Source organism: Rhizobium sp. Root274, assembly GCF_001429245.1.
GTDB lineage: Bacteria > Pseudomonadota > Alphaproteobacteria > Rhizobiales > Rhizobiaceae > Allorhizobium.
In genome coordinates this window covers 189,832-210,366 of sequence record NZ_LMJE01000009.1, presented here as the reverse complement: position 1 = coordinate 210,366, position 20,535 = coordinate 189,832, and the positions used below count along the sequence as shown (strand labels likewise).

The following is a 20,535-nucleotide window of genomic DNA, read 5'->3' as shown; positions in this document are numbered from 1 at the left end:
TCAATCAACGGCCTCGATCTGGGGAAACGAAAGCGGCATTTCCAGTCCCTACACTCTCCTGTGATCGCGATCGATCCTAGAGCCAGAGCAGACCGGCACCAAGGATTGCAAGGGGGACGATGACGCCGACAATCGCCCTTTGCCCTGAGAGCAGGAAGGCGGCAAAGCCGAGGGCGGTGGCCATGAGCCTCAACCAGAGCGGCGATGCCTCCAGCACACCGGTCGGGAAGACGACGAGTTTCGTCGTCACGGCCATCACAAGGGCGGTGGCCACCGCCCTCACCCAGTTGAGGATTTCCGACCCCTCCTGCAATCTGTTGCCGGCCAGCACGCCGAGCCAGCGCCAAAGGTCCGTCGCCAACCAACCGGCGACGAGAACGACCAGATAAGGCCAGTACTCCGCCATCACACCACCTCTTCGATCGAAACGGCCGGCTCCGGCTTTGGAGAGTCCTGCGTCTTGCCGGCTCGGATGACGAAACGGTCGAAGAGATAGGCGAGCGTGCCGCCGCCGAGACCCGCCACCAGGATATCGAAACCGGGCATCACAACTGCCAATAAGGGGCCGGCAATGGCGCCGACAACGAACGCGACCTTGACCACCGATTGTCGGCCCGTCGCCCAGATCGAGGCGATGAAATAGGAGGGCGTTAGGAAGAATAGGAGACCGGCAACAACGGGCGGAAAGCTGGCGACCAAGCCGTAACAGATGCCAACGAGCGCTGTGTTGATCGCCACGAGGGTGATGCCAAAACCGGCGAAATAGCCCACACGGCCTTCAAGCGGTACGTTCTTGAAGCTGCCCATGGCGAAAACCCAGGCGGTGATCGCGACGAAGTGGGAGAGGAACAGCAGCAACCAGGTCGGCGTGCGGCTGGTGCGCATTTCCGGCACGAGCGAGGCCACCATCGGCATGAGCCGGATGGACGAGAGGGTAACGGCCAGAAAAATCGCTAAAAGATTTGCGCCGCTGGTCATGGTGCCGATCAAGATCATCTTGGCGGGCAGTGCCCAGACTGTCGCCGTCATGAACATCGCTTCACCCCGGGAAACGCCAGACTGCAAAGCGAAGGCCGCAAAGCCGACGAAGGAGATCATCAGGATGAGCGCGGGCAGGCTGAACAGGCCGCGCATCCCGGCAAGGAACCAGCGGCTTTGGGACACGTCACGTTCGGCTGCAGGCATAAGGAACACTCGGGTTCAAACACAGATGTGCCGGGCACAAGGCCCGGCACGGTCTTATCGGTGGTAAAAGCCGATGCGCTCTACTTCTTCTTCGGCACCTTCGGCACGGCGCTCCGCTTGGCGGGTGCCGGCGCGGCATCGATCACGGCTACATCGCCATCGTCTTCAACCGCCGCGGCTTTCGGCGTGGGCTTGCGCTTTGCCTTGGAAAGCTTGGCCGTCGCCACTTCGACTTCCGGCTTCGGCTTCACGGGCGCCGCTTCGGCGAGGCATTCAAGATCGAGCACCTCGTCTCCGGTCTCGTCCTTCTTGACGCCGACCTTGACCACGCCACCCTTCTTCAGCTTGCCGAAGAGAATCTCGTTGGCGAGCGGCTTCTTGATGTGCTCCTGGATGACGCGGGACAGCGGCCTCGCGCCCATCTTTTCGTCGTAACCCTTTGTCGCAAGCCAAGCGATAGCGGGTTTCGAGAGGTCGAAGGTGACATTGCGCTCGGACAGCTGAGCTTCCAGCTGCATGACGAACTTCTGCACGACCTGGTGGATGACCTCTGTGGGCAGAGGCGCAAACGGGATCGTCGCGTCCAGACGGTTGCGGAATTCAGGCGTGAACAAGCGGTTGAGCGCCTCCTCGTCTTCACCAGTGCGCTTGGACGAGCCGAAGCCAATCGCCGACTTCGCCATCTCCGATGCGCCCGCATTGGTCGTCATGATCAGGATGACATTGCGGAAGTCAATCTTCTTGCCATTGTGGTCGGTCAGCGAGCCGTGGTCCATGACCTGCAACAGGATGTTGTAGATATCCGGATGTGCCTTTTCGATTTCGTCGAGCAGCACGACGCAATGCGGGTGCTGATCGACGCCATCGGTCAGGAGACCGCCCTGGTCGAAGCCGACATACCCCGGAGGTGCACCGAGCAGGCGCGATACCGTGTGCCGCTCCATGTATTCCGACATGTCGAAGCGCAGAAGCTCGACTCCGAGCGACGAGGCCAGCTGCTTTGCCACTTCGGTCTTGCCGACGCCGGTCGGGCCAGAGAAGACGTAAGAGCCGATCGGCTTGTTCGGTTCGCGCAGGCCCGCACGGGCGAGCTTGATCGACGTCGAAAGCGCCTCGATCGCCTTGTCCTGGCCGTAGACCACGGAGCGCAGTTCCTTCTCCAGGTTGGCGAGAACCATCTCGTCGTCCTTGGACACGGTCTTGGGCGGGATGCGGGCCATCGTTGCGATGGTGGCTTCGATTTCTCGTTCGGTAATCAGCTTGCGGCGCCGCGAGGCCGGCAGCAGCATCTGGGCTGCACCCGTCTCATCGATGACGTCGATGGCCTTGTCCGGCAGCTTGCGGTCCGAAATGTAGCGTGCCGAGAGCTCGACCGCCGACTTGATCGCTTCGTTGGTGTAACGAAGCTTGTGATAGTCCTCGAAATAGGGCTTCAGGCCCTTCATGATTTCGATCGCATCATCGATCGACGGCTCGTTGACGTCGATCTTCTGAAAGCGGCGAACGAGGGCCCGGTCCTTCTCGAAGAACTGGCGATATTCCTTGTAGGTGGTCGAGCCGATGCAGCGGATCGCGCCCGAAGACAGAGCCGGCTTCAGCAGGTTCGACGCGTCCATCGCACCGCCGGAGGTGGCACCGGCGCCGATCACCGTGTGGATCTCGTCGATGAAGAGGACGGCACCCGGGTAATCTTCCAGTTCTTTGACGACCTGCTTCAAACGCTCTTCGAAGTCACCGCGATAGCGGGTGCCGGCGAGGAGTGTACCCATGTCAAGCGAGAAGATCGTGGCATCGGCCAGCGCTTCCGGCACCTTGCCTTCAACGATGCGCTTGGCGAGACCTTCGGCGATCGCCGTCTTGCCGACGCCGGGATCACCCACATAGAGCGGATTATTCTTGGAACGGCGGCACAGGACCTGGATCGTGCGGTTCACTTCGTCGTGACGGCCGATCAGCGGGTCAATGCGACCGGTTTTCGCCTTTTCATTGAGGTTGACGCAATAGGCCTTCAGAGCCTCCTGCTTGCCCTTGGCAGAGCCCTCCTCCGGCTCACGTCCGGACGGCTTCGCCTCAGGCTCACCATCCTCGGCACCACGGGCGGGGCGAACCTGCGAAGCGCCGGGACGCTTGCCGATGCCGTGCGAGATGTAATTGACCGCGTCGTAACGGGTCATCTCCTGTTCCTGCAGGAAGAAGGCCGCATTGCTTTCACGCTCGGCGAAGATGGCGACGAGCACGTTCGCACCGGTCACTTCTTCACGACCCGAGGACTGGACGTGGATGACGGCCCGCTGGATGACGCGCTGGAAGCTCGATGTCGGCTTGGAATCCTCGTCATACCCCGTGATCAGGTTGGCCAGATCGTTGTCGACGAATTCCAGAACCGTCTTGCGCAGAGTGTCGAGATTGACATTGCAGGCACCCATCACGGCCGCTGCATCGGCATCATCGATCAGAGCCAGCAGAAGGTGTTCGAGCGTCGCATATTCGTGGTGGCGCTCATTGGCGTAGGTCAGGGCCTGGTGCAGCGCTTTTTCGAGGCTGGGGGAAAATGTTGGCACGTCTGATCCTCACTTCTTTTCCATGACGCATTGAAGCGGATGTTCATGCTGCCGGGCGAAATCCATCACCTGTGAGACTTTGGTTTCAGCGACTTCGTAGGTGAAGACACCGCATTCCCCCACGCCATGATTATGAACATGCAGCATGATGCGGGTGGCAGCTTCCCTGTCCTTTTGAAAAAAGCGCTCCAGGATATGGATCACGAATTCCATCGGGGTGTAGTCGTCGTTCAGAAGCAGGACACGATACAGATCTGGCTTCTTCGTCTTCGGCTTGGTGCGCGTGATGACCGACGTGCCCTTGTTGGCATTGTCCCCGTCACGCTGGCTCTGCATGAAGACCGGCTTAGCGATCATTTCAGTTCATTCTCCGTTGTCCGGCCGGTTAGCCGTTACGCATCGGTACGGACGAACACTCAGCACAGTAAGGTAGTTCATAATTCGGTGATTTTAAGCCCCCCGAACGACCGCGACGACGATTTGTCCCACGGGGCGGAAAACCAAGGAAATTCGAACCAATAGGTTATACCAGCAACCAAAAATGACAAGACCGGCCGCGCGGGGCGCGGCCGGTCTCGCATGGTACACGCAAGCTTGGATCAGGCAGCAGCCGGGACTGGCGTCAGGCTGCGGCTGAACGGAGCCTCGTAAGGCTTGTAGAGGGTCTTTGCGAGTTCGGCATACATCTCCCCGAGCTTCGTGGCTTCGGCGACGAAGCTTTCATACGAGGACTTGAAGAACGTAGTCTGCAGCTCGAAGGCTGCTTCCGGACTCTTCACCGCTGTGAGCGCCTCGACGTAAGAGGTCATGTCCTGGAAGGACTTCTTCGAATAGTCGGTCGCCTCGGCCGCGATCGACTGGAACCCCTTCGTGATTTCCGAATAGTTCTTCATCATGGCGTCCATGGCTTCTTTGCTCTTCTTGCTGGCGTCGTCGATATTGAACATGTCAGCGTACTCCTCTTCGCTTCATATCAGTGATAATGAAGATAGCACTTGCAGCATGACGGTCAAGTGAATTTGTGCGCCGCACAACGTCCTTTAGTTGCATGCCATGATAAAACAAAGGGCCGCCTTCAAACGGGCGACCCTAAGTTACTGCCAATCCGAGAAGGCACGCCGGCGCCCTCAATCGCAAGTTTCAACGGAAACTCACAGATCGACGTCGAGGATGGCCATCGAGAAATTGTAGGAAAGTTCGCCGTCTTCCTCATCCTTGAAGACCACGCCGAGAAACTCCTCACCGACATACACTTCGGCAGAGTCATCCTTGCGCGGACGTGCCTTGACGGTCATCGTCGGGTTCAAGGTCCGCTTGAAATAAGCGTCCAGTTTCTTGATCTCATCAGGCTTCACACTGCGTCTCCATCGGATGTTTTATGAATTGCGCCGCTTCTGACACGGCTTTTCCGCCGATGTAAAGACGCAAAGGAAGGTTTGCCCAAGCAGACGGCGCGCAGGCAAACGGGGGAATCAAGGCTGTCCGATCAATCTTCCGAAACGATCATCTGGTCCATCGATCGGGCAGGCTCGGCGCAGCCAGCTTCGCCGACGACGCGCGCCGGCACCCCTGCAACCGTTGTGCAGCGGGGCACTGGCTTCAGCACGACAGAACCGGCCGCGATGCGCGAGCAACTGCCGACCTCGATGTTGCCGAGAACCTTGGCGCCTGCCCCGATCAACACGCCGTCGCCGATCTTCGGATGGCGGTCCGCCCCCTCCTTACCGGTGCCACCGAGCGTCACGCCATGGAGGATCGAGACATTGTCTCCGATCCGCGCCGTTTCACCCACGACAAGGCCGGTCGCGTGGTCAAGGAAGATGCCCTTGCCGATGCGCGCGGCTGGATTGATATCGGTCTGGAAGATGCTGGACGAACGGCTTTGCAGGTAGAGAGCAAAGTCGCGGCGGCCATTGTTCCACAGCCAGTGCGCCAGACGATGCGTCTGGATCGCGTGGAAGCCCTTGAAATAGAGAACCGGCTCCATGAACCGGGTGCAGGCCGGATCGCGATCGTAAACGGCCTGGATGTCGACCCGCAGAATGGTGGTCCATTCCGGCCAATCTGCCATCATCGCCTCGAACGCCTGACGCAGCACGATCGCCGGCAGATCGGAATGGTCGAGCCTTTCGCAGATGCGATAGATCACGCAGTCTTCGAGGGAGCGATGGCTGAGCACGGTGGCGTGAAAGAAGGCGGCCAGCATCGGATCACGATCCGCAGCCAGGCGGGCTTCCTGCCGCAGGCTGTCCCAGATCGGGTCCATCGACGTGACAATCTCGCTCTTGAGAACGTCATTATGTGCGACCATTGCCGGTCTCCTCGTTCATACTTGCAGGCTATTATATAGCCCAACCCGCATTGAACTCAAATGGGCACACGCATGAAACAATCCAGAGCATTCGCAAACGGTCAGATCGAGGTGACGAGTGCGGCCGGTGTCGGGTTGCTGCAGATCGTCAACCCGACGCGTAAAAATGCAATCACCGCCGCCATGTGGCGGGCCATTCCCGAGGCGGTGCATTGGCTGCATGTGGAGGCCCAGGTGCGGGTCATCCTGCTTCGTGGAGCGGGCGCGAAGGATTTCAGCGCCGGCGCAGACATTTCGGAATTTACCGAATTACGAAAAGATGCTGCGACGGCCCGAGTCTACGAGGCGTCCAACAGCCGCGCCTTCGCCGCGATCCGGGAAGCTCCCGTGCCCGTGATTGCAGCCATCAGCGGCATCTGCTACGGCGGTGGCTTCGGGCTTGCGGCAGCCGCAGACTTGAGGATCGCCACCGAAGATGCCGTGTTCGCGGTTCCTGCGGCACGCCTCGGTCTCGCCTATCCCGCCGATGCCGTGCAGGATTTCGTTCGGGGCCTCGGCAGTCAGATGGCGCGACGCGCCCTCTTCACCGGGGCGAGCCTGACAGCCAAGGAACTGCATACCTGCGGCTTTCTCAGCGAGATCACGTCGACAGACGCGCTCGACGCACAGACACTGACGCTGGCCGAGGCCATTTCACAGAACGCTCCCCTATCGCTCAGAGCGTCGAAGCTAGCGCTCAGAGCCGTCGAACTCTCCGACGAGGACATGCTGCGCGAGGCTGAGATCCTCGGCGCGCAGACATTCGACAGCGCCGACTACGCAGAAGGCCGGGCGGCCTTCGCCGAGCGACGTCGCCCGGTCTTTACCGGCAAGTGACGGATCAGCGGCCAGCGAGTTCTGCGTAGAATTCCAGCACGGCCTTCTTGAACACCCGGTCGCCCACCGCCAGCATGTGATCACGGTTCGGTATATCGAGTGCACGGGCATTCGGCATCAGAGCGGCGAGTTCTGCCGGAGAACCGGCAATGTCGTCTTTGGTGCCCACGCCGATCAGGGTCGGCAGATCGACTTTGGCGATATCTTCTGGCCGGACCAGGTCGCGCGAGGTGCGGATGCAGGCAGCGAGCGCCAGCCGATCGGACTTGGTCTGATCGGCAAAGGCGCGGAACATGCGGCCCCTCTCGTGGCTCACGTCGTCGAGCGACGGCGCGAGCAAGGCATCCGCGATGGGATCCCAGTCGCCGACCCCGTCGCACATGCCGATACCCAGACCACCGAAGACCAGGGATCGGACACGGTCGGGATGTTCGACCGCCAGGAACGCAGAGATGCGAGCCCCCATGGAATAGCCTATCACATGGGCATCCGGCAGGCCGAGATGGCTCAGAAGTGCCGCCGCATCACCCGCCATCGAAGAAGGATGATAGGCTTCTGGATCATGCGGCTTGTCGCTTGCTCCATGGCCGCGATTGTCGATCGCGATGACGCGATAGCCGGCATCTCCCAAGGTCCGCAGCCAACCCGGATAGACCCAGTTGACGCTGGCGGACGAGGCGAATCCGTGGATCAGCAGCACCGGCTCGCCGGCGGGATCACCGTCGTCGAAATAGGCCAGTTCGAGGCCGTCGTTGTGGAAACGGGAAAAAGCGGGAGCATCGAGATTCATGCAAAGATCCTGTTTGGCCGGGCCGGCATCCTTAGTGATTGTGCCGCTGACATCAATTGCCGCAGGGGCATTTTCTGTGGGTGCGGCGCCGCATTGGCACTACACATTTGTTGAGGAGGACGTTATGGTCGCGCGCAAAATCACGAGCATTTCGCGGAGTTTCCCATGGCCGGTCACAGCATTCCCCACTTCCAGAACGACGGCGGTCACCAGGTGATCGAGATCGGCGTGAAGGAATTCATGTGCACGGGCGCCTCCTCTCCCTTCGACCACCCACATATCTTCATCGACATGGGACATGACAACGAGAAGGTCTGCTCGTACTGCTCGACCCTCTTCCGCTACAATCCGGCGCTCAAGGCCGAGCAGACCAACCCGCCGGGCTGCGTCTTTCACGTGAAGGCGGCGTAAGCGGCGTCACGATCGGCATCATTTCATGTCCATCACGCACGCCACCATCGTCGGAGCCGGGGTGGCGGGCCTGACGACTGCGCTCTCGCTCGCCGCCAAGGGCATCTCAAGCGACATCATCGAGCAGGCCCCGCAACTGGGTGAGGTGGGCGCAGGCCTGCAGCTTTCACCAAACGCCACCCGCGTGCTCTCTGCCTTGGGCGTTCTCTCAGACATCGAGAAACATTGGCTGGAGCCGCGGACGATCCGGCTTGCGTCGGGTCGCGACCTCAGAAGCCTCGCCGACTTGCCCGCCGGCAAGTTTGCCCGAGACCGCTGGGGAGCCCCCTACGGCGTCCTGCACCGCTCGACCCTGCAGCAGGCGCTGCTGCGGGCCGTCCTCAACCAGCCTCTGTGCAAGCTTCATCTCGGACGACGCATCGACGGCGTCGGCGCGGAGGCGTTAGCGCATGTGACAGGTCGGCGACCGGATCTGGTGGTCGGCGCGGATGGCGCCTGGTCCGTGGCGCGAGATGCTGTTCCGGGCAGCCCAACGGTCAGCTTCTCGGGAAATATCGCCTGGCGCTTCACCATATCATCGGCGGCAGCACCCGGCTTTCTGTCGCGCAGCGGCGTCACCGCACATCTCGGCCCACGCGCCCACCTGGTCAGCTATCCGCTGAATGAGATTGATGGCTTCAACCTTGTGGCGATTGCCGCCGGCACCAGAAGCGACGAAAGCTGGGCGCTGCAGGCCGATGCGGCGCGGCGTGCCATGCTGCTCGACCAGTTTTCCGGCTGGCACCGCGACATCCGCACAGTCCTTGCAGGCGCCGACAACCCGACCTTCTGGCCGCTCTACCAGGCCTCCGAGGGGCTCTGGCAGAACGGATCAGACACGGTGCTGATCGGTGACGCGGCCCACGCGATGATGCCGTTTTCGGCGCAAGGGGCTGCGATGGCCATCGAAGACGCTTTCAGCCTGGCTCATCATGTTTCGAAAGGCGCCCTGCCCGCAGCCCTTGCCCGCTTCGAGACGGAGCGCAAGGCGCGCGCTGCCCGGGTCAAGGCGCGCGGCGATTTCAACCGCTTCGCCTATCACGCCCGCGGTCCCTTTCGCATCGGTCGCGACATCGTGCTGTCGTTGCGCTCACCGGAAAGTCTCGCCGCCGATCTCGACTGGCTCTATGGCCATAAGATCGGCGACTGAGCGTTCTGTTCGTTAGACTGCCGCCGACGCCGCGAAGCCGCGTTGCAGGTCGGCGATGATATCCTCGATATCCTCCAGCCCGATCTGCAGGCGGATCACGGCGCCGTCCTTATGACCCTTGCGGATCTTGCGATCGTCCAGGTGGACGAGGACAGCCAGGCTCTCATAGCCGCCCCAGGACCAGCCCAGGCCGAAGAGCTGCAGCTCATCAAGGAAGGCATGGGCCTTCGGCTTGATCTTCTCCGGGGAATCCGCCGCCAGCACGAAGGAGAAGACGCCGGAGGCGCCCTTGAAGTCGCGCTTCCAGATCTCGTGGCCGGGGAAGCTCGGCAATGCCGGATGCAGAACGCGGGCCACAGCGGTCTGTCCCTCCAGCCACTCTGCAACCTTAATCGCCGAGCGGAAATGATGCTCGAGGCGCAGGTTCATGGTCCGAAGGCCACGCAGGATCTGATAGGCATCATCAGGCGCGCCGCAAATGCCCATGGCGCCATGTGCCTCAAGGAGCTTCGGCCAGTGCTTGGCGTTGGCGGAAACAGTCCCCATCAGAATGTCGGAATGACCCGATGGATATTTCGTCGCGGCATGGATCGACACGTCGACGCCGAAGTCGAGCGGCTTGAAATAGAGCGGAGTGGCCCAGGTATTGTCCATCGTCACCACGCAGTCGTGGCTGTGAACGACCTCCGTGATTGCCCTGATATCCTGCATTTCAAAGGTATTCGAGCCCGGTGCTTCCGTGTGCACAAGCCGGGTATTGGGTCGCATCAGACTTTCGATTCCGGCGCCGATTTCGGGATCGTAGTATTCCACCTCGACGCCCAAACGGGTGAGCATCGTGTCGCAGAAGTGGCGGCAGGGCGAATAGACCGAATCGACGATCAGAGCGTGGTCTCCGGCAGATAGAAAGGCGAGGAATGGAATGCTGATGGCCGCGAGGCCCGAGGGCACGAGGATCGTTCCCGCCGATCCTTCCAGTTCGTCGATCGCAGCACAAAGTGCATCTGTGGTCGGCGTGCCGCGGGTACCGTAGGTGTAACGCTGGGTGCGCGTTTCCATGGCACGCGCATTGGGGAAGAGCACCGTGGAGGCGTGCACGACCGGTGGATTGACGAAACCGTGGTAGTCGGTCGGATCATAGCCGCCATGGCACAATTTCGTGTTGGTTCCGGCCGTCGCCAGCCATTCTCTGCTCTTGCTCATAACGGATGATCCCTGATGCTTGATCCGTCGTTCTTGCCGCTCCCCAATCGGCAGGTCAAGTCGGGTCAGAGATCGTGACGACCACACTTTGCCATGCACTCAGCGCAGGGGAAACCAAGGGGTTGGGCGTGAAATTCAGCACAAACCCGCACTTAAACAGGTTTTTTGCCCATTTCGTGGGCGAAGATGTCAAAATACGACAGTTTGCGGCAAATTATGGCTTAAAGACTTGACCCTGCAACCATTTCCGACTGTGATAGCCTCGCTTGCTCCGGGAGGCCCGCAAGCCGATGAGCGCCGCCGGGCGAAACTTGGCCGGATGCCGTCGATGGCAAAAACAAGAGAATAAGGTTGGGAAAAATGAAAAAGACACTTCTGTCTGCAGCGATTGGCGTCGCTGCCGTCGGCTTTGGCGCAGTGGCAGCGCAGGCTGGTACGCTCGATGACGTCAAGGCCAAGGGCTTCGTCCAGTGCGGCGTCAACGGCTCGAACCTCGCCGGCTTTGGCGCCCAGGATTCCTCGGGCAACTGGACCGGCCTCGACGTCGACCTTTGCCGCGCTGTTGCAGCCGCCGTCTTCGGCGATGCCACCAAGGTGAAGTACACCCCGCTGTCTGCCAAGGACCGCTTCCCGGCCCTGCAGTCTGGCGAAATCGACGTTCTGGCCCGTAACACCACCTGGAGCGCCAGCCGTGACTCGCAGCTCGGCTTCGACTTCCGCGCCGTCAACTACTACGACGGCCAGGGCTTCATGGTCACCAAGGCTCTGAACGTCAAGTCGGCTCTGGAGCTGTCCGGCGCTGCCGTCTGTGTCCAGTCCGGCACCACGACCGAACTCAACCTCGCCGACTACTTCAAGGCCAACGGCATGGAATACAAGCCGGTCGTCTTCGAAAAGCAGGAAGAAGTTGACGCTGCCTACCAGTCCGGCCGTTGCGACGTCTACACCACCGACCAGTCGGGCCTGTATTCGATCCGCCTGTCGCTCGCCAACCCGGCCGATCACGTGATCCTGCCGGAAATCATTTCGAAGGAGCCGCTTGGACCGGCCGTTCGCCAGAACGATTCGAAGTGGTTCGACGTGGTTTCCTACGCCCACTACGCCATGATCACGGCTGAAGACTTCGGCATCACCCAGGCGAACCTGGACGAGATGACCAAGTCTGAGAACCCCGACATCAAGCGCTTCCTCGGTGAGGAAAAGGACCAGACCATCGGCAAGGACCTCGGTCTCGATGAAAAGTGGGCCTACAACATCGTCAAGCAGGTCGGTAACTACGGCGAATCCTTCGAGCGCAACGTCGGTCAGGGCAGCCCGCTCAAGATCGAACGCGGCCTGAACGCTCTGTGGTCCAAGGGCGGCCTGCAGTACGCTCCGCCGATCCGTTGATCCCATGACCATGCAGGAAGGCGCCACGGCGCCTTCCTGTCCAAGACCATAGAAGACTTCATAAAAAACGCCGGCCCAATAACAAAAATAGGGCTTTGGTACAGGGGATAGGTATATGGCAGTTGACGCTGCAGACCGGGGCGGAGCCGCGCGCTCCGGGACCTCGTTGCTTTATAATCCCGCCGTGCGTCAGTTCGTCTATCAGGCGCTGACCGTCGTCTTCGTGATCTGGCTGTTCTGGTATGCCGGCACCAATGCCGCAGCAAACCTCGCCCGTGCGAACATGACTGCCGGCTTCGACTTCCTGAGCAGCCGCGCTGGCTTCGACATCGCCCAGACGCCGATCGAATACTCCAGCGATTCCACCTATATGCGCGCCTTGATGCTGGGCCTGGTGAACACGCTGATCGTCGCCTTCACCGGAATCATCACCGCCACCATCATCGGTCTGCTTGTCGGTATCGGACGCCTCTCCAACAACTGGCTGATCGCGCGCATCTCGACCGTCTATGTCGAGGTTTTCCGCAATATCCCGCCGCTGCTCGTCATCTTCTTCTGGTACAAAGGCGTGCTATCGCTGCTACCGGATGTGAAGCAGTCGCTGTCGCTGCCGCTGTCCGTTTTCGTCAGCAACCGCGGCATCTACATGCCGGCACCGGTGTTCGGCGAAGGCATGATCTTCGTGCTCGCGGCTTTCGTCGTCGGGATCATCGGCGCCGTCTTCTACAGCCGCTGGGCGACCCAGCGTCAGCTTGCGACCGGCATCCGCCCGCCCGTTCTGCTGATCAATCTTGCGCTGACCCTCGGCTTGCCAATTCTTGCTTTCCTCGCGATCGGCGCGCCGGTCACCTTCGACATCCCCGAGCTTGGCAAATTCAACATGCGCGGCGGCACCGTCATCGGACCGGAATTCCTGTCGCTCTACATGGCGCTCTCCTTCTACACTGCCGCCTTCATCGCCGAAATCGTGCGTGCGGGTATTAGTGGTGTGTCGAAGGGGCAGTCCGAGGCAGCAGGGGCCCTCGGTTTCCGCTCCGGCCTCACTACGCGTCTGGTGATCCTGCCGCAGGCGCTTCGGATCATCATCCCGCCACTCACCTCGCAATATCTGAACCTGACGAAGAACTCGTCGCTGGCGGTCGCCATCGGCTATGCGGATCTGGTCGCCGTCGGCGGCACGATCCTCAACCAGTCGGGGCACTCGATCGAGATCATCGCGATCTGGATGCTGATCTATGTGTCGATCAGTCTTGCGACCTCGCTGTTCATGAACTGGTTCAACGCCAAAATGGCCTTGGTGGAGCGCTGAGATGAGCAAAGACATTTCCTATCTCCGTCGCGAGTTTCTGCCGGCGCTGCCGGCACCGAGCTCTGACAAGAGCGCGATCGGCTGGATCCGCAAGAACCTGTTTGCGACCCCGCTCGACGGCCTGATGACGGTCGTCTTCGGCGCGATCATTCTGTGGTTTGTCCTGTCCGTCTTCGACTGGCTGTTTATTTCAGCAGTCTGGTCCGGCGACGGGCGGGCCGCCTGCGCCACCCTTGTTCAGGGGGGCACCCAGCCGGACGGCTGGAGTGGAGCCTGCTGGGCCTATGTCGGCGACTGGTTCACCCAGTTCATGGTCGGCTCCTATCCGCGCGACCAGCTGTGGCGGCCGATCCTCATCGCCCTGCTGTTCGTCGGCTTTCTCGTTCCGATGCTGATTCCGAAGGTCCCCCTCAAGGGCACAAACGCGATCCTTCTGCTCGTGGTCCTGCCGATCCTTGCCTACATCATCCTGCTCGGCGGCTCCTTCGGTCTCAGCCATGTCGAAACCTCGCTCTGGGGCGGGTTGATGGTGACCCTGATCCTGTCCTTCGTGGGCATTGTCGTGTCGCTGCCATTCGGCATCATGCTGGCACTGGGCCGTCGGTCCCAGATGCCGATTATGAAGGCGGCCTGCATCGGCTTCATCGAACTCGTGCGCGGCGTGCCGCTGATCACGGTTCTGTTCATGGCGAGCGTGCTTCTGCCGCTCTTCCTGCCGCCGGGCGACAATATCGACAAGTTCCTGCGCGCGCTGGTCGGTGTCTCGATCTTTGCGTCTGCCTATATGGCGGAGGTTATTCGTGGTGGCCTGCAGGCCATTCCGAAGGGCCAGTACGAAGGTGCCGACTCGCTCGGCCTGAACTACGGGCAGAAGATGGTCTTCATCATCATGCCGCAGGCGATCAAGCTCGTGATCCCGGGCATCGTCAACACCTTCATCGGCATGTTCAAGGACACGTCGCTGGTGTCGATCATCAATATGTATGACCTTCTCGGCATCGTGAAAGCCAGCTTCGGCGATGCCCGCTGGATCACGCCCGTGACACCATTGACCGGCCTGATCTTCGCTGGTTTCGTATTCTGGATTTTCTGCTTCGGTATGTCGCGTTATTCTGCTTTCATGGAACGACATCTCGACACCGGCCACAAGCACTAGGACAAGGGGAATAAACATGGCTGAAGCCACCGCCGCAAAGATGGCCGTCTCAGATACCGATGTCGCCGTCGAACTGATCAACATGAACAAGTGGTACGGCGATTTTCACGTGCTGCGCGACATCAATCTCAAAGTGATGAAGGGCGAGCGCATCGTCATCGCCGGCCCGTCGGGTTCGGGCAAGTCGACGATGATCCGCTGCATCAACCGCCTGGAGGAGCACCAGTCGGGCAATATCCTGGTTGATGGCATGGAACTAACCAACGACCTGAAGAAGATCGACGAAGTGCGCCGCGAAGTCGGCATGGTTTTCCAGCACTTCAACCTTTTCCCGCATCTGACGATCCTCGAAAACTGCACGCTGGCGCCAATCTGGGTGCGCAAGATGCCGAAGAAGGAAGCCGAGGAAGTGGCGATGCACTTCTTGAAGCGCGTCAAGATCCCGGAACAGGCGAACAAATATCCGGGCCAGCTCTCCGGCGGACAGCAGCAGCGTGTGGCAATTGCGCGCGCACTCTGCATGAAGCCGAAGATCATGCTCTTCGACGAGCCGACTTCGGCACTCGACCCGGAAATGGTCAAGGAGGTGCTCGACACCATGGTTGGCCTTGCCGAAGAAGGCATGACCATGCTCTGCGTCACCCATGAAATGGGCTTTGCCCGCCAGGTTGCCAACCGCGTCATCTTCATGGACCAGGGCCAGATCGTCGAACAGAATTCGCCCGCTGAATTCTTCGACAATCCGCAGCACGAGCGCACCAAGCTCTTCCTCAGCCAGATCCTGCACTGATATCAGCCACGACAGTTTAAGACAGAAAGGCCCGCTGCGTGCTGCGCAGCGGGCCTTTCTGTTGCAGTGGCGCCTGGTTTGGCCTCAACCACACCAGGACTGATTCGGGGCGAGACGTGGTTTTGCCAATCCCTCCGAGACAAGGATTGAACCAAGCGAACGGCCTTCGCGGGTGACCACCCGCATCGCGGATGCGCCGGCCGAAAGCGGCTGCCCCTTCAAGACCTCGATGTCGAACTTTCCGCGGTTCAACAGTTCACGCAAACGCACTTTGGCGGCAAAGCCACGGTCGCGTTCCTGCTGGCAGGCCGCCTTGTCGGTTGCGGGTGCCGTGATGTCAGCAAGGGTGATCCGTGTCTTGGCAAACCAGAACGTGTCGCCATCGACGACGCAGTTGTCGAGGCCGGAGGTTCCGCAGAAATAGAAGCGACCCTTGAAGTCTTCCCCCGTAAGCGCAGAATTGGTCGCCGCCAGAGCAACAGTTTTCACGTCCGGGACCGGCGTCTTTGCAGCACCCACAGCCGCCGGGGGAACCGGCGCTTTGGCGACACCCACCAGAGTTTGCACTGCGGCGCTTTGCGTCGTCGCGTGAGGTTTACGTTCCGCCCGCCCTGCCGCTGGCCGGTCGTCGGCCAGCAAAGGCGCCACCTGTCTCACCACGGCCTGCCGATTGTCGTAAAGAGCGATGCCGCCGGCCACGAGGGCCAGAATAAAGATCCATTGCGTCATGCCCTGCCCGGCGGACGCTGAACGGTTGGACTTGCGGCGCTTCGATGGGGCGCGGCGGGAACTGGCTGTGCGACTGGACATGGTTAACCTCTCGTAAGCGCCATCATGACGTCGAAGGGTTTCCGAAAGGTTGGCACAAAGAAGAAATGCAGCGGGTCCCGCCGCTCGCCACAGAATTTTTTGTCGGCAAATGAACGACAAAAAGGCCGGGGTCATCCCCCGGCCTGATGGTCACGTTTTCAGCTACGTCCTGAACTGATTACTCTGCGACGCACTTCGGATCAGCAGTGGTATAGTTGTCAGCAGGCTTCTGGCCGGCCGGGCACTGCGCTTCACCGCCCGAGCTCGCACCATTGCCGGAACCGCTTGCCGTGCCAGCGCTGCCGTCATCGCCGGGCGAGCCGCCCGGTGCGGCTACATCACCGCTCGTTGGGCCGCTATCGGACGAGTCGGTGCCTGCGCCGCCGTTGTTGCCGGTGCCGCCGTTCGTGTCTTGGGCCAGCGATACCCCCGTCATGCTCAAGGACAGGACTGCTACAGTCGCCAGGATCTTCATCATCGTTCTCACTCCCTGTGTTCGATGCGTTGACAGGGACTTAACCTCGGAACGCGCTTAGGGTTCCTGTTCCATTACGGAAATCCTCGAACCCAGATGCGCACGCCTGCAGGAAGGCCTTGGACCAGCCAGGGATTAATTGATGACAAAAAATGGACAAACGAGAGCATGGCGATCCCTGTAGGGCTCGAACCTACGACCTAGTGCTTAGAAGGCACTTGCTCTATCCAGCTGAGCTAAGGGACCGTGCAAAAAGCAGCGACTTAGACCTCAATGGGTCCAGGGCTGCAGACGGTTGAAACGGAAATTGTCCGTATAGGACACGGTCTGGCGCTTGGCTTCCTTGGGCAGAATCACGCGGTATTCGATGCCTTCGCGATTCGCATAGGCTTCCGCCTGCTCCAAGCTTTCGAAGGTCAGCTTGACCTGCTGGCGTGTATCGCCCGAAGTCGTGTAGCCCATCATCGGATCGATCTTTCGCGGCGCCGACTGGTCGAACTCCAGAACCCAGAGATGGGTCTTGGCCTTGCCTGACTGCATGGCGGTCTTTGCGGGGCGGTAGATCTTCGCAGACATGGTCTCTATCCATCTCCAGAACGTAGACGGCGAGCCAACCCACCGCCGGGAACGCAACCGCCAAGGGAAGGCGGGAATTTCATTGCTGGTCGGAGTGGAGAGATTCGAACTCCCGACCCTCTGGTCCCAAACCAGATGCGCTACCAGGCTGCGCTACACTCCGTTCCAGCAATGATGCCGGAATACACGGTTCACCCCTCAGCCGCAACCTCAAAAACGCGCTTTACCCGGACCGATTTCGTTAAGAAATTCGGAGTCATGGCGCCTTGGCGGCTGGCAGCGCGAGCGGCAGCACAAGACGCGCACCCGAGGTCAGGCCGACTTCTGCAGCCCGACCGCCACGGATCTCCAGCGCGTAGCGAACCGGCTTGCCGGAGCCGACGATCGCCTCGGAAAACGGCGTCGTCTTCTCGGCCACACGCACGACAAGCCCCGCTTCATCAATGAAGACCATATCAAGAGAGAGCGGGGTATTGGCCATCCACATGGTCACCATCCGCGTCTCTCCAAAGTCGAAGAGCATACCGGCGTCATCGGCAAGCGATTCGCGTTCCATCAGCCCCCGGGCGCGCTGTTCGGCGGTGAGCGCCCATTCGACTTGGAAGTCGACACGCTTGCCCGCCTTTGTCACAAGGGTAAGGCTTCCCTTTTCGAAAGCGATCTCGGCCTGCGTCGGCAGAACAAGGGCGAAAAAGACGAAAAGCGCCACGAAGGCGCTTGTCATGGTCTGGAAAAAACGGCGCATCGGCTCAGTGTGCTCGTGCCGCAGGACCCGGATTGTCCGGGTGGATTTCGGCGGCCATGAGGCCCTTGTCGCCCGGTCCGAAGCGGACGAGGACCGTCTGCCCGGGGCGCAGCTCGGTCAGGCCGAAGCGGCGCAAGGTCTCCATATGGACGAAGATATCCTCCGTCCCCTCGCCGCGGGTCAGGAAGCCGAAGCCCTTGGTGCGGTTGAACCATTTGACCAGGGCCCGCTCGAGACCGCTGGTCGGCGTCACCTGGACATGGGTGCGCATGGGCGGCATCTGCGAGGGATGAATGGCGGTGGACTGGTCCATGGATAGGATACGGAAGGCCTGGTAGCCGCGATCACGCTTCTGGATCAGCGCGACGATGCGCGTGCCTTCGAGAATGGTCTGATAGCCGTCGCGCCGCAAGCAGGTCACATGCAAAAGAACATCCTGCATGCCATTATCCGGAACGATAAAGCCGAAGCCCTTCGCCACATCGAACCATTTGACGACGCCGGTGATTTCAATCAAATCGACGGCTTCGCCGGACAGTTCCTCGAAACCATCGAGCCCCTTCGATGAAATCCTGTCCGCCATTTCCCCAAGCCCCTCGAAAACGCGTCACATTGCTCAGTCAACTGATTCTTGAGAGTCAGATTAACATTTCGTCAACGGATCTGCGCAAGCCCTAGTTTCGTCTATACCCAACTGCTTTGCAGGATCAGCCTTGCCCGAGACTGGTGCTTGTTCCATATCCATGGCCTCACAGGAGGGTAAATCTATGCGTTATCTACACACCATGGTCCGGGTGAAGGACCTCGACGCTTCGCTGCACTTTTATTGCGAGCTGTTCGGACTGAAGGAAATCCGTCGCTACGAAAATGAGAAGGGCCGCTTCACTCTGGTCTTCCTCGTCGCCGATGGCGATTACGACCAGGCCAAGGAGACGATGTCACCCTGTCTGGAGCTGACCTATAACTGGGATACGGAAGACTATACTGGTGGGCGGAATTTCGGCCACCTCGCCTACGAGGTCAACGACATCTATGCCATCTGCCAGAAGCTGATGGACAATGGTGTTACCATCAACCGCCCGCCGCGCGACGGCCACATGGCGTTTGTGCGCTCGCCGGATGGGATCTCGATCGAGATTCTGCAGAAGGGCGCGGATCTCGCGCCGGCGGAACCGTGGGTCTCCATGCCGAACACCGGCGCCTGGTAAACCGCCTCGCGCAAGTTTGCAGCTCTAGAACGGGCTCCGAAACGAAAGCGTCGCCACCGTGCGGCGCTTTCCCTGTCCTCCCTTGTGAGACGGACAACGGAGCCGATCATGACAGACACCTTCATTCGTAGCAGCACGGGCCTTCGAACACTCGCGATTCTCAGCGGGCTGATGCTCGGTTCCTGCCAGACCAATGCCGGGGACATTCTCGCGACCGGCGCTATGGAAACGGCGGAAACGGCGCCTTCGGGCACACCGGGTTACGTCGATCCCCAGGTCACGACTGGCGCCCAGCGCATCGCTGCGGCAGACAAGGCGCTTCCGCTTACCGAGGGCCCTGCCCACCTCAAGCGCAAGCCGGTCCCGCTCGCCGCTGCCTATACAGATATTGCCGAACCGCCGCCGGAAGTCCTGGCCCTGCAGCAACAGGCAGCTTCCGGCCAAAAGGCCCCGTCGCAGGATCTCGGCGCGCTGGAGCCGACCACCGTCCAGTCTGGCAAGAACAGCGTCTTTTCTGCCGGTCGGTCTCAGCCGGCAAGTGATGTCTCCGTCCAGACAGTACCTCAGGTCAGTCAGCCACAGCCGCAAACGGTTGCGAGCGCGGCGGAGCCAGTGACGAGCCTCGTTCCTGGAAACATGCCGACGCTCGGTGTCAATGCGATGAGCAAGAGCCTGTTCAGCCCGTCCGCCGAGCAGCAGCAAGCCTTGGTGGCTCCGGAACCACTGGCCGCTTCGGCAGCCGTTCCGGCCGCAGAACCGGATAACGGACCACCGGTCCTGCACAAGCTTTCCGACCCCCGCCCGAAGCGTAAGATGCTCGCGCTCAGGGAACCGACAGGGGTACTTCCGCCGGTTCAAGCAGGTGCGGCGGCTGTACCAAACCGCGTTCAACTGACGCCGGCGCAACTGGCGGCCATGGGCGCCGTGCCCGAGTCGCCGGCGGACGGTGAAACGGTTGCAGCCACCGCGCCGGAGGCCACGGATTTGTCGACGGCGAAGAAGAAGAAGTGGTTGCCATCGCTTTCCGAGCTGCTGAAAGGCGGCTCCAAGGCAAAGACGCAGGTTCCCTGATGCGCTGTACTAATTGCGGACGGGTCCGCTAAGTGTCTGATTTAGAAAAGCATCTATAAAACGGCTTGGCGACTCTGGTAGACTGTCACTTTTCTGCAAAAAACCGCGTTGCCCGGCTTGCGGTCTTTCCCCTGTCTGACTATAAGAGCGCCACGAAGCGCAGGCGCCCTTCGTCTATCGGTTAGGACACCAGATTTTCATTCTGGGAAGAGGGGTTCGACTCCCCTAGGGCGTGCCACTTCGATCTCCCACAACATCGCTAAGTCGTTGTAAACCGGCACAATTGCTGCTTCGGATCCGCCTCTATCATTTGCGACCGGCGTTTCAAAATTTGTCTCGCTCGATTGCAAATTTCCGCTTGCGGAGCAAAATCCCCCTGACTATAAGGGCGCCACCGAAGCGCACGCGCCCTTCGTCTATCGGTTAGGACACCAGATTTTCATTCTGGGAAGAGGGGTTCGACTCCCCTAGGGCGTGCCA

23 protein-coding genes and 4 tRNA genes are annotated in these 20,535 nt (G+C 60.5%); 11 read left to right on the top strand and 16 right to left on the bottom strand.

Annotation, left to right across the window (positions count from 1 at the left end; all coding sequences use genetic code 11):
- Window positions 1-76: 76 nt before the first annotated feature.
- From ASE36_RS18705 to cysE, 7 genes are all read right to left on the bottom strand, one after another.
- Complete coding sequence (locus ASE36_RS18705; RefSeq protein ID WP_062283489.1) at window positions 77-409, bottom strand: AzlD domain-containing protein; 333 nt, start codon at window positions 407-409, stop codon at window positions 77-79.
- Complete coding sequence (locus ASE36_RS18700; protein ID WP_062283485.1) at window positions 406-1,185, bottom strand: AzlC family ABC transporter permease; 780 nt, start codon at window positions 1,183-1,185, stop codon at window positions 406-408. Before ASE36_RS18700 ends, ASE36_RS18705 begins: the two co-directional genes overlap by 4 nt.
- 80 nt (window positions 1,186-1,265) lie before the next feature.
- A complete protein-coding gene (gene clpA, locus ASE36_RS18695; protein WP_062283482.1) occupies window positions 1,266-3,746 on the bottom strand; it encodes an ATP-dependent Clp protease ATP-binding subunit ClpA in 2,481 nt (826 codons plus the stop codon).
- Window positions 3,747-3,755: 9 nt separating this feature from the next.
- Window positions 3,756-4,103 (bottom strand): ATP-dependent Clp protease adapter ClpS, encoded by a 348-nt coding sequence (gene clpS / locus ASE36_RS18690; protein WP_062283478.1) that lies wholly within the window; start codon window positions 4,101-4,103, stop codon window positions 3,756-3,758.
- Between the two features lie 242 nt (window positions 4,104-4,345).
- Window positions 4,346-4,693, bottom strand: a complete 348-nt coding sequence (locus ASE36_RS18685) for a phasin family protein (protein WP_062283474.1) — start codon at window positions 4,691-4,693, stop codon at window positions 4,346-4,348.
- A gap of 204 nt (window positions 4,694-4,897) precedes the next feature.
- Entirely contained in the window at window positions 4,898-5,101 is a 204-nt protein-coding gene (locus ASE36_RS18680) for a DUF3126 family protein (protein WP_062283471.1), read from the bottom strand.
- A 131-nt stretch (window positions 5,102-5,232) separates the two neighbouring features.
- The gene (gene cysE / locus ASE36_RS18675; RefSeq protein WP_062283468.1) at window positions 5,233-6,057 is read right to left on the bottom strand and encodes a serine O-acetyltransferase; all 825 of its coding nucleotides are present in this window, start codon (window positions 6,055-6,057) and stop codon (window positions 5,233-5,235) included.
- A gap of 72 nt (window positions 6,058-6,129) precedes the next feature.
- On the opposite strand from cysE, the gene ASE36_RS18670 reads away from it, so the two are divergent.
- Window positions 6,130-6,933, top strand: a complete 804-nt coding sequence (locus tag ASE36_RS18670; RefSeq protein WP_062283891.1) for an enoyl-CoA hydratase-related protein — start codon at window positions 6,130-6,132, stop codon at window positions 6,931-6,933.
- Window positions 6,934-6,937: 4 nt separating this feature from the next.
- Here ASE36_RS18670 and ASE36_RS18665 read toward each other — a convergent pair whose 3' ends face one another.
- Window positions 6,938-7,723, bottom strand: coding sequence for an alpha/beta fold hydrolase (locus ASE36_RS18665; protein WP_062283464.1), 786 nt, complete (start codon window positions 7,721-7,723; stop codon window positions 6,938-6,940).
- 165 nt (window positions 7,724-7,888) lie between these two features.
- Between ASE36_RS18665 and ASE36_RS18660 the strand changes: the two genes are divergently transcribed.
- Both ASE36_RS18660 and ASE36_RS18655 read left to right on the top strand, forming a co-directional pair.
- Window positions 7,889-8,134 (top strand): zinc-finger domain-containing protein, encoded by a 246-nt coding sequence (locus tag ASE36_RS18660; protein WP_062283461.1) that lies wholly within the window; start codon window positions 7,889-7,891, stop codon window positions 8,132-8,134.
- A 25-nt stretch (window positions 8,135-8,159) separates the two neighbouring features.
- Complete coding sequence (locus ASE36_RS18655; RefSeq protein ID WP_062283457.1) at window positions 8,160-9,323, top strand: FAD-dependent monooxygenase; 1,164 nt, start codon at window positions 8,160-8,162, stop codon at window positions 9,321-9,323.
- A 12-nt stretch (window positions 9,324-9,335) separates the two neighbouring features.
- Here ASE36_RS18655 and ASE36_RS18650 read toward each other — a convergent pair whose 3' ends face one another.
- Entirely contained in the window at window positions 9,336-10,526 is a 1,191-nt protein-coding gene (locus ASE36_RS18650) for a cystathionine beta-lyase (protein ID WP_062283454.1), read from the bottom strand.
- Window positions 10,527-10,886: 360 nt separating this feature from the next.
- Here ASE36_RS18650 and ASE36_RS18645 point away from each other — a divergent pair, with 360 nt between their 5' ends.
- The 4 genes from ASE36_RS18645 (at window position 10,887) to ASE36_RS18630 (ending at window position 15,170) form a co-directional block, all read left to right on the top strand.
- Window positions 10,887-11,915 (top strand): amino acid ABC transporter substrate-binding protein, encoded by a 1,029-nt coding sequence (locus ASE36_RS18645; protein ID WP_062283451.1) that lies wholly within the window; start codon window positions 10,887-10,889, stop codon window positions 11,913-11,915.
- 115 nt (window positions 11,916-12,030) lie between these two features.
- Window positions 12,031-13,224, top strand: coding sequence for an amino acid ABC transporter permease (locus ASE36_RS18640; RefSeq protein WP_062283448.1), 1,194 nt, complete (start codon window positions 12,031-12,033; stop codon window positions 13,222-13,224).
- 1 nt (window position 13,225) lies between these two features.
- The gene (locus ASE36_RS18635) at window positions 13,226-14,380 is read left to right on the top strand and encodes an amino acid ABC transporter permease (protein ID WP_062283443.1); all 1,155 of its coding nucleotides are present in this window, start codon (window positions 13,226-13,228) and stop codon (window positions 14,378-14,380) included.
- A 16-nt stretch (window positions 14,381-14,396) separates the two neighbouring features.
- A complete protein-coding gene (locus ASE36_RS18630) occupies window positions 14,397-15,170 on the top strand; it encodes an amino acid ABC transporter ATP-binding protein (protein WP_062283439.1) in 774 nt (257 codons plus the stop codon).
- Between the two features lie 84 nt (window positions 15,171-15,254).
- Here ASE36_RS18630 and ASE36_RS18625 read toward each other — a convergent pair whose 3' ends face one another.
- The 7 genes from ASE36_RS18625 to ASE36_RS18595 all read right to left on the bottom strand — a co-directional run bounded on the left by ASE36_RS18625 (window position 15,255) and on the right by ASE36_RS18595 (window position 18,359).
- Window positions 15,255-15,980 carry a thermonuclease family protein gene (locus tag ASE36_RS18625; RefSeq protein WP_062283436.1) on the bottom strand — a complete coding sequence of 242 codons (726 nt, stop codon included), beginning with the start codon at window positions 15,978-15,980 and terminating at the stop codon, window positions 15,255-15,257.
- 178 nt (window positions 15,981-16,158) lie between these two features.
- Window positions 16,159-16,458 (bottom strand): hypothetical protein, encoded by a 300-nt coding sequence (locus tag ASE36_RS18620; protein ID WP_062611355.1) that lies wholly within the window; start codon window positions 16,456-16,458, stop codon window positions 16,159-16,161.
- Window positions 16,459-16,624: 166 nt separating this feature from the next.
- Window positions 16,625-16,701 (bottom strand) — tRNA-Arg (locus ASE36_RS18615).
- A 24-nt stretch (window positions 16,702-16,725) separates the two neighbouring features.
- Window positions 16,726-17,031 (bottom strand): ETC complex I subunit, encoded by a 306-nt coding sequence (locus ASE36_RS18610; RefSeq protein WP_062283429.1) that lies wholly within the window; start codon window positions 17,029-17,031, stop codon window positions 16,726-16,728.
- 86 nt (window positions 17,032-17,117) lie between these two features.
- Window positions 17,118-17,194: transfer RNA gene (locus ASE36_RS18605), tRNA-Pro, on the bottom strand.
- Between the two features lie 93 nt (window positions 17,195-17,287).
- The gene (locus ASE36_RS18600; protein ID WP_062283426.1) at window positions 17,288-17,776 is read right to left on the bottom strand and encodes a DUF192 domain-containing protein; all 489 of its coding nucleotides are present in this window, start codon (window positions 17,774-17,776) and stop codon (window positions 17,288-17,290) included.
- Between the two features lie 4 nt (window positions 17,777-17,780).
- The gene (locus ASE36_RS18595; protein WP_062283423.1) at window positions 17,781-18,359 is read right to left on the bottom strand and encodes a cold-shock protein; all 579 of its coding nucleotides are present in this window, start codon (window positions 18,357-18,359) and stop codon (window positions 17,781-17,783) included.
- 184 nt (window positions 18,360-18,543) lie between these two features.
- Here ASE36_RS18595 and gloA point away from each other — a divergent pair, with 184 nt between their 5' ends.
- The 4 genes from gloA to ASE36_RS18575 all read left to right on the top strand — a co-directional run bounded on the left by gloA (window position 18,544) and on the right by ASE36_RS18575 (window position 20,535).
- Window positions 18,544-18,984, top strand: coding sequence for a lactoylglutathione lyase (gene gloA / locus ASE36_RS18590; protein ID WP_062283418.1), 441 nt, complete (start codon window positions 18,544-18,546; stop codon window positions 18,982-18,984).
- Between the two features lie 108 nt (window positions 18,985-19,092).
- Window positions 19,093-20,055, top strand: a complete 963-nt coding sequence (locus ASE36_RS18585) for a hypothetical protein (RefSeq protein WP_062283414.1) — start codon at window positions 19,093-19,095, stop codon at window positions 20,053-20,055.
- 163 nt (window positions 20,056-20,218) lie between these two features.
- Window positions 20,219-20,293: transfer RNA gene (locus ASE36_RS18580), tRNA-Glu, on the top strand.
- Window positions 20,294-20,460: 167 nt separating this feature from the next.
- A tRNA-Glu gene (locus ASE36_RS18575) sits at window positions 20,461-20,535 on the top strand.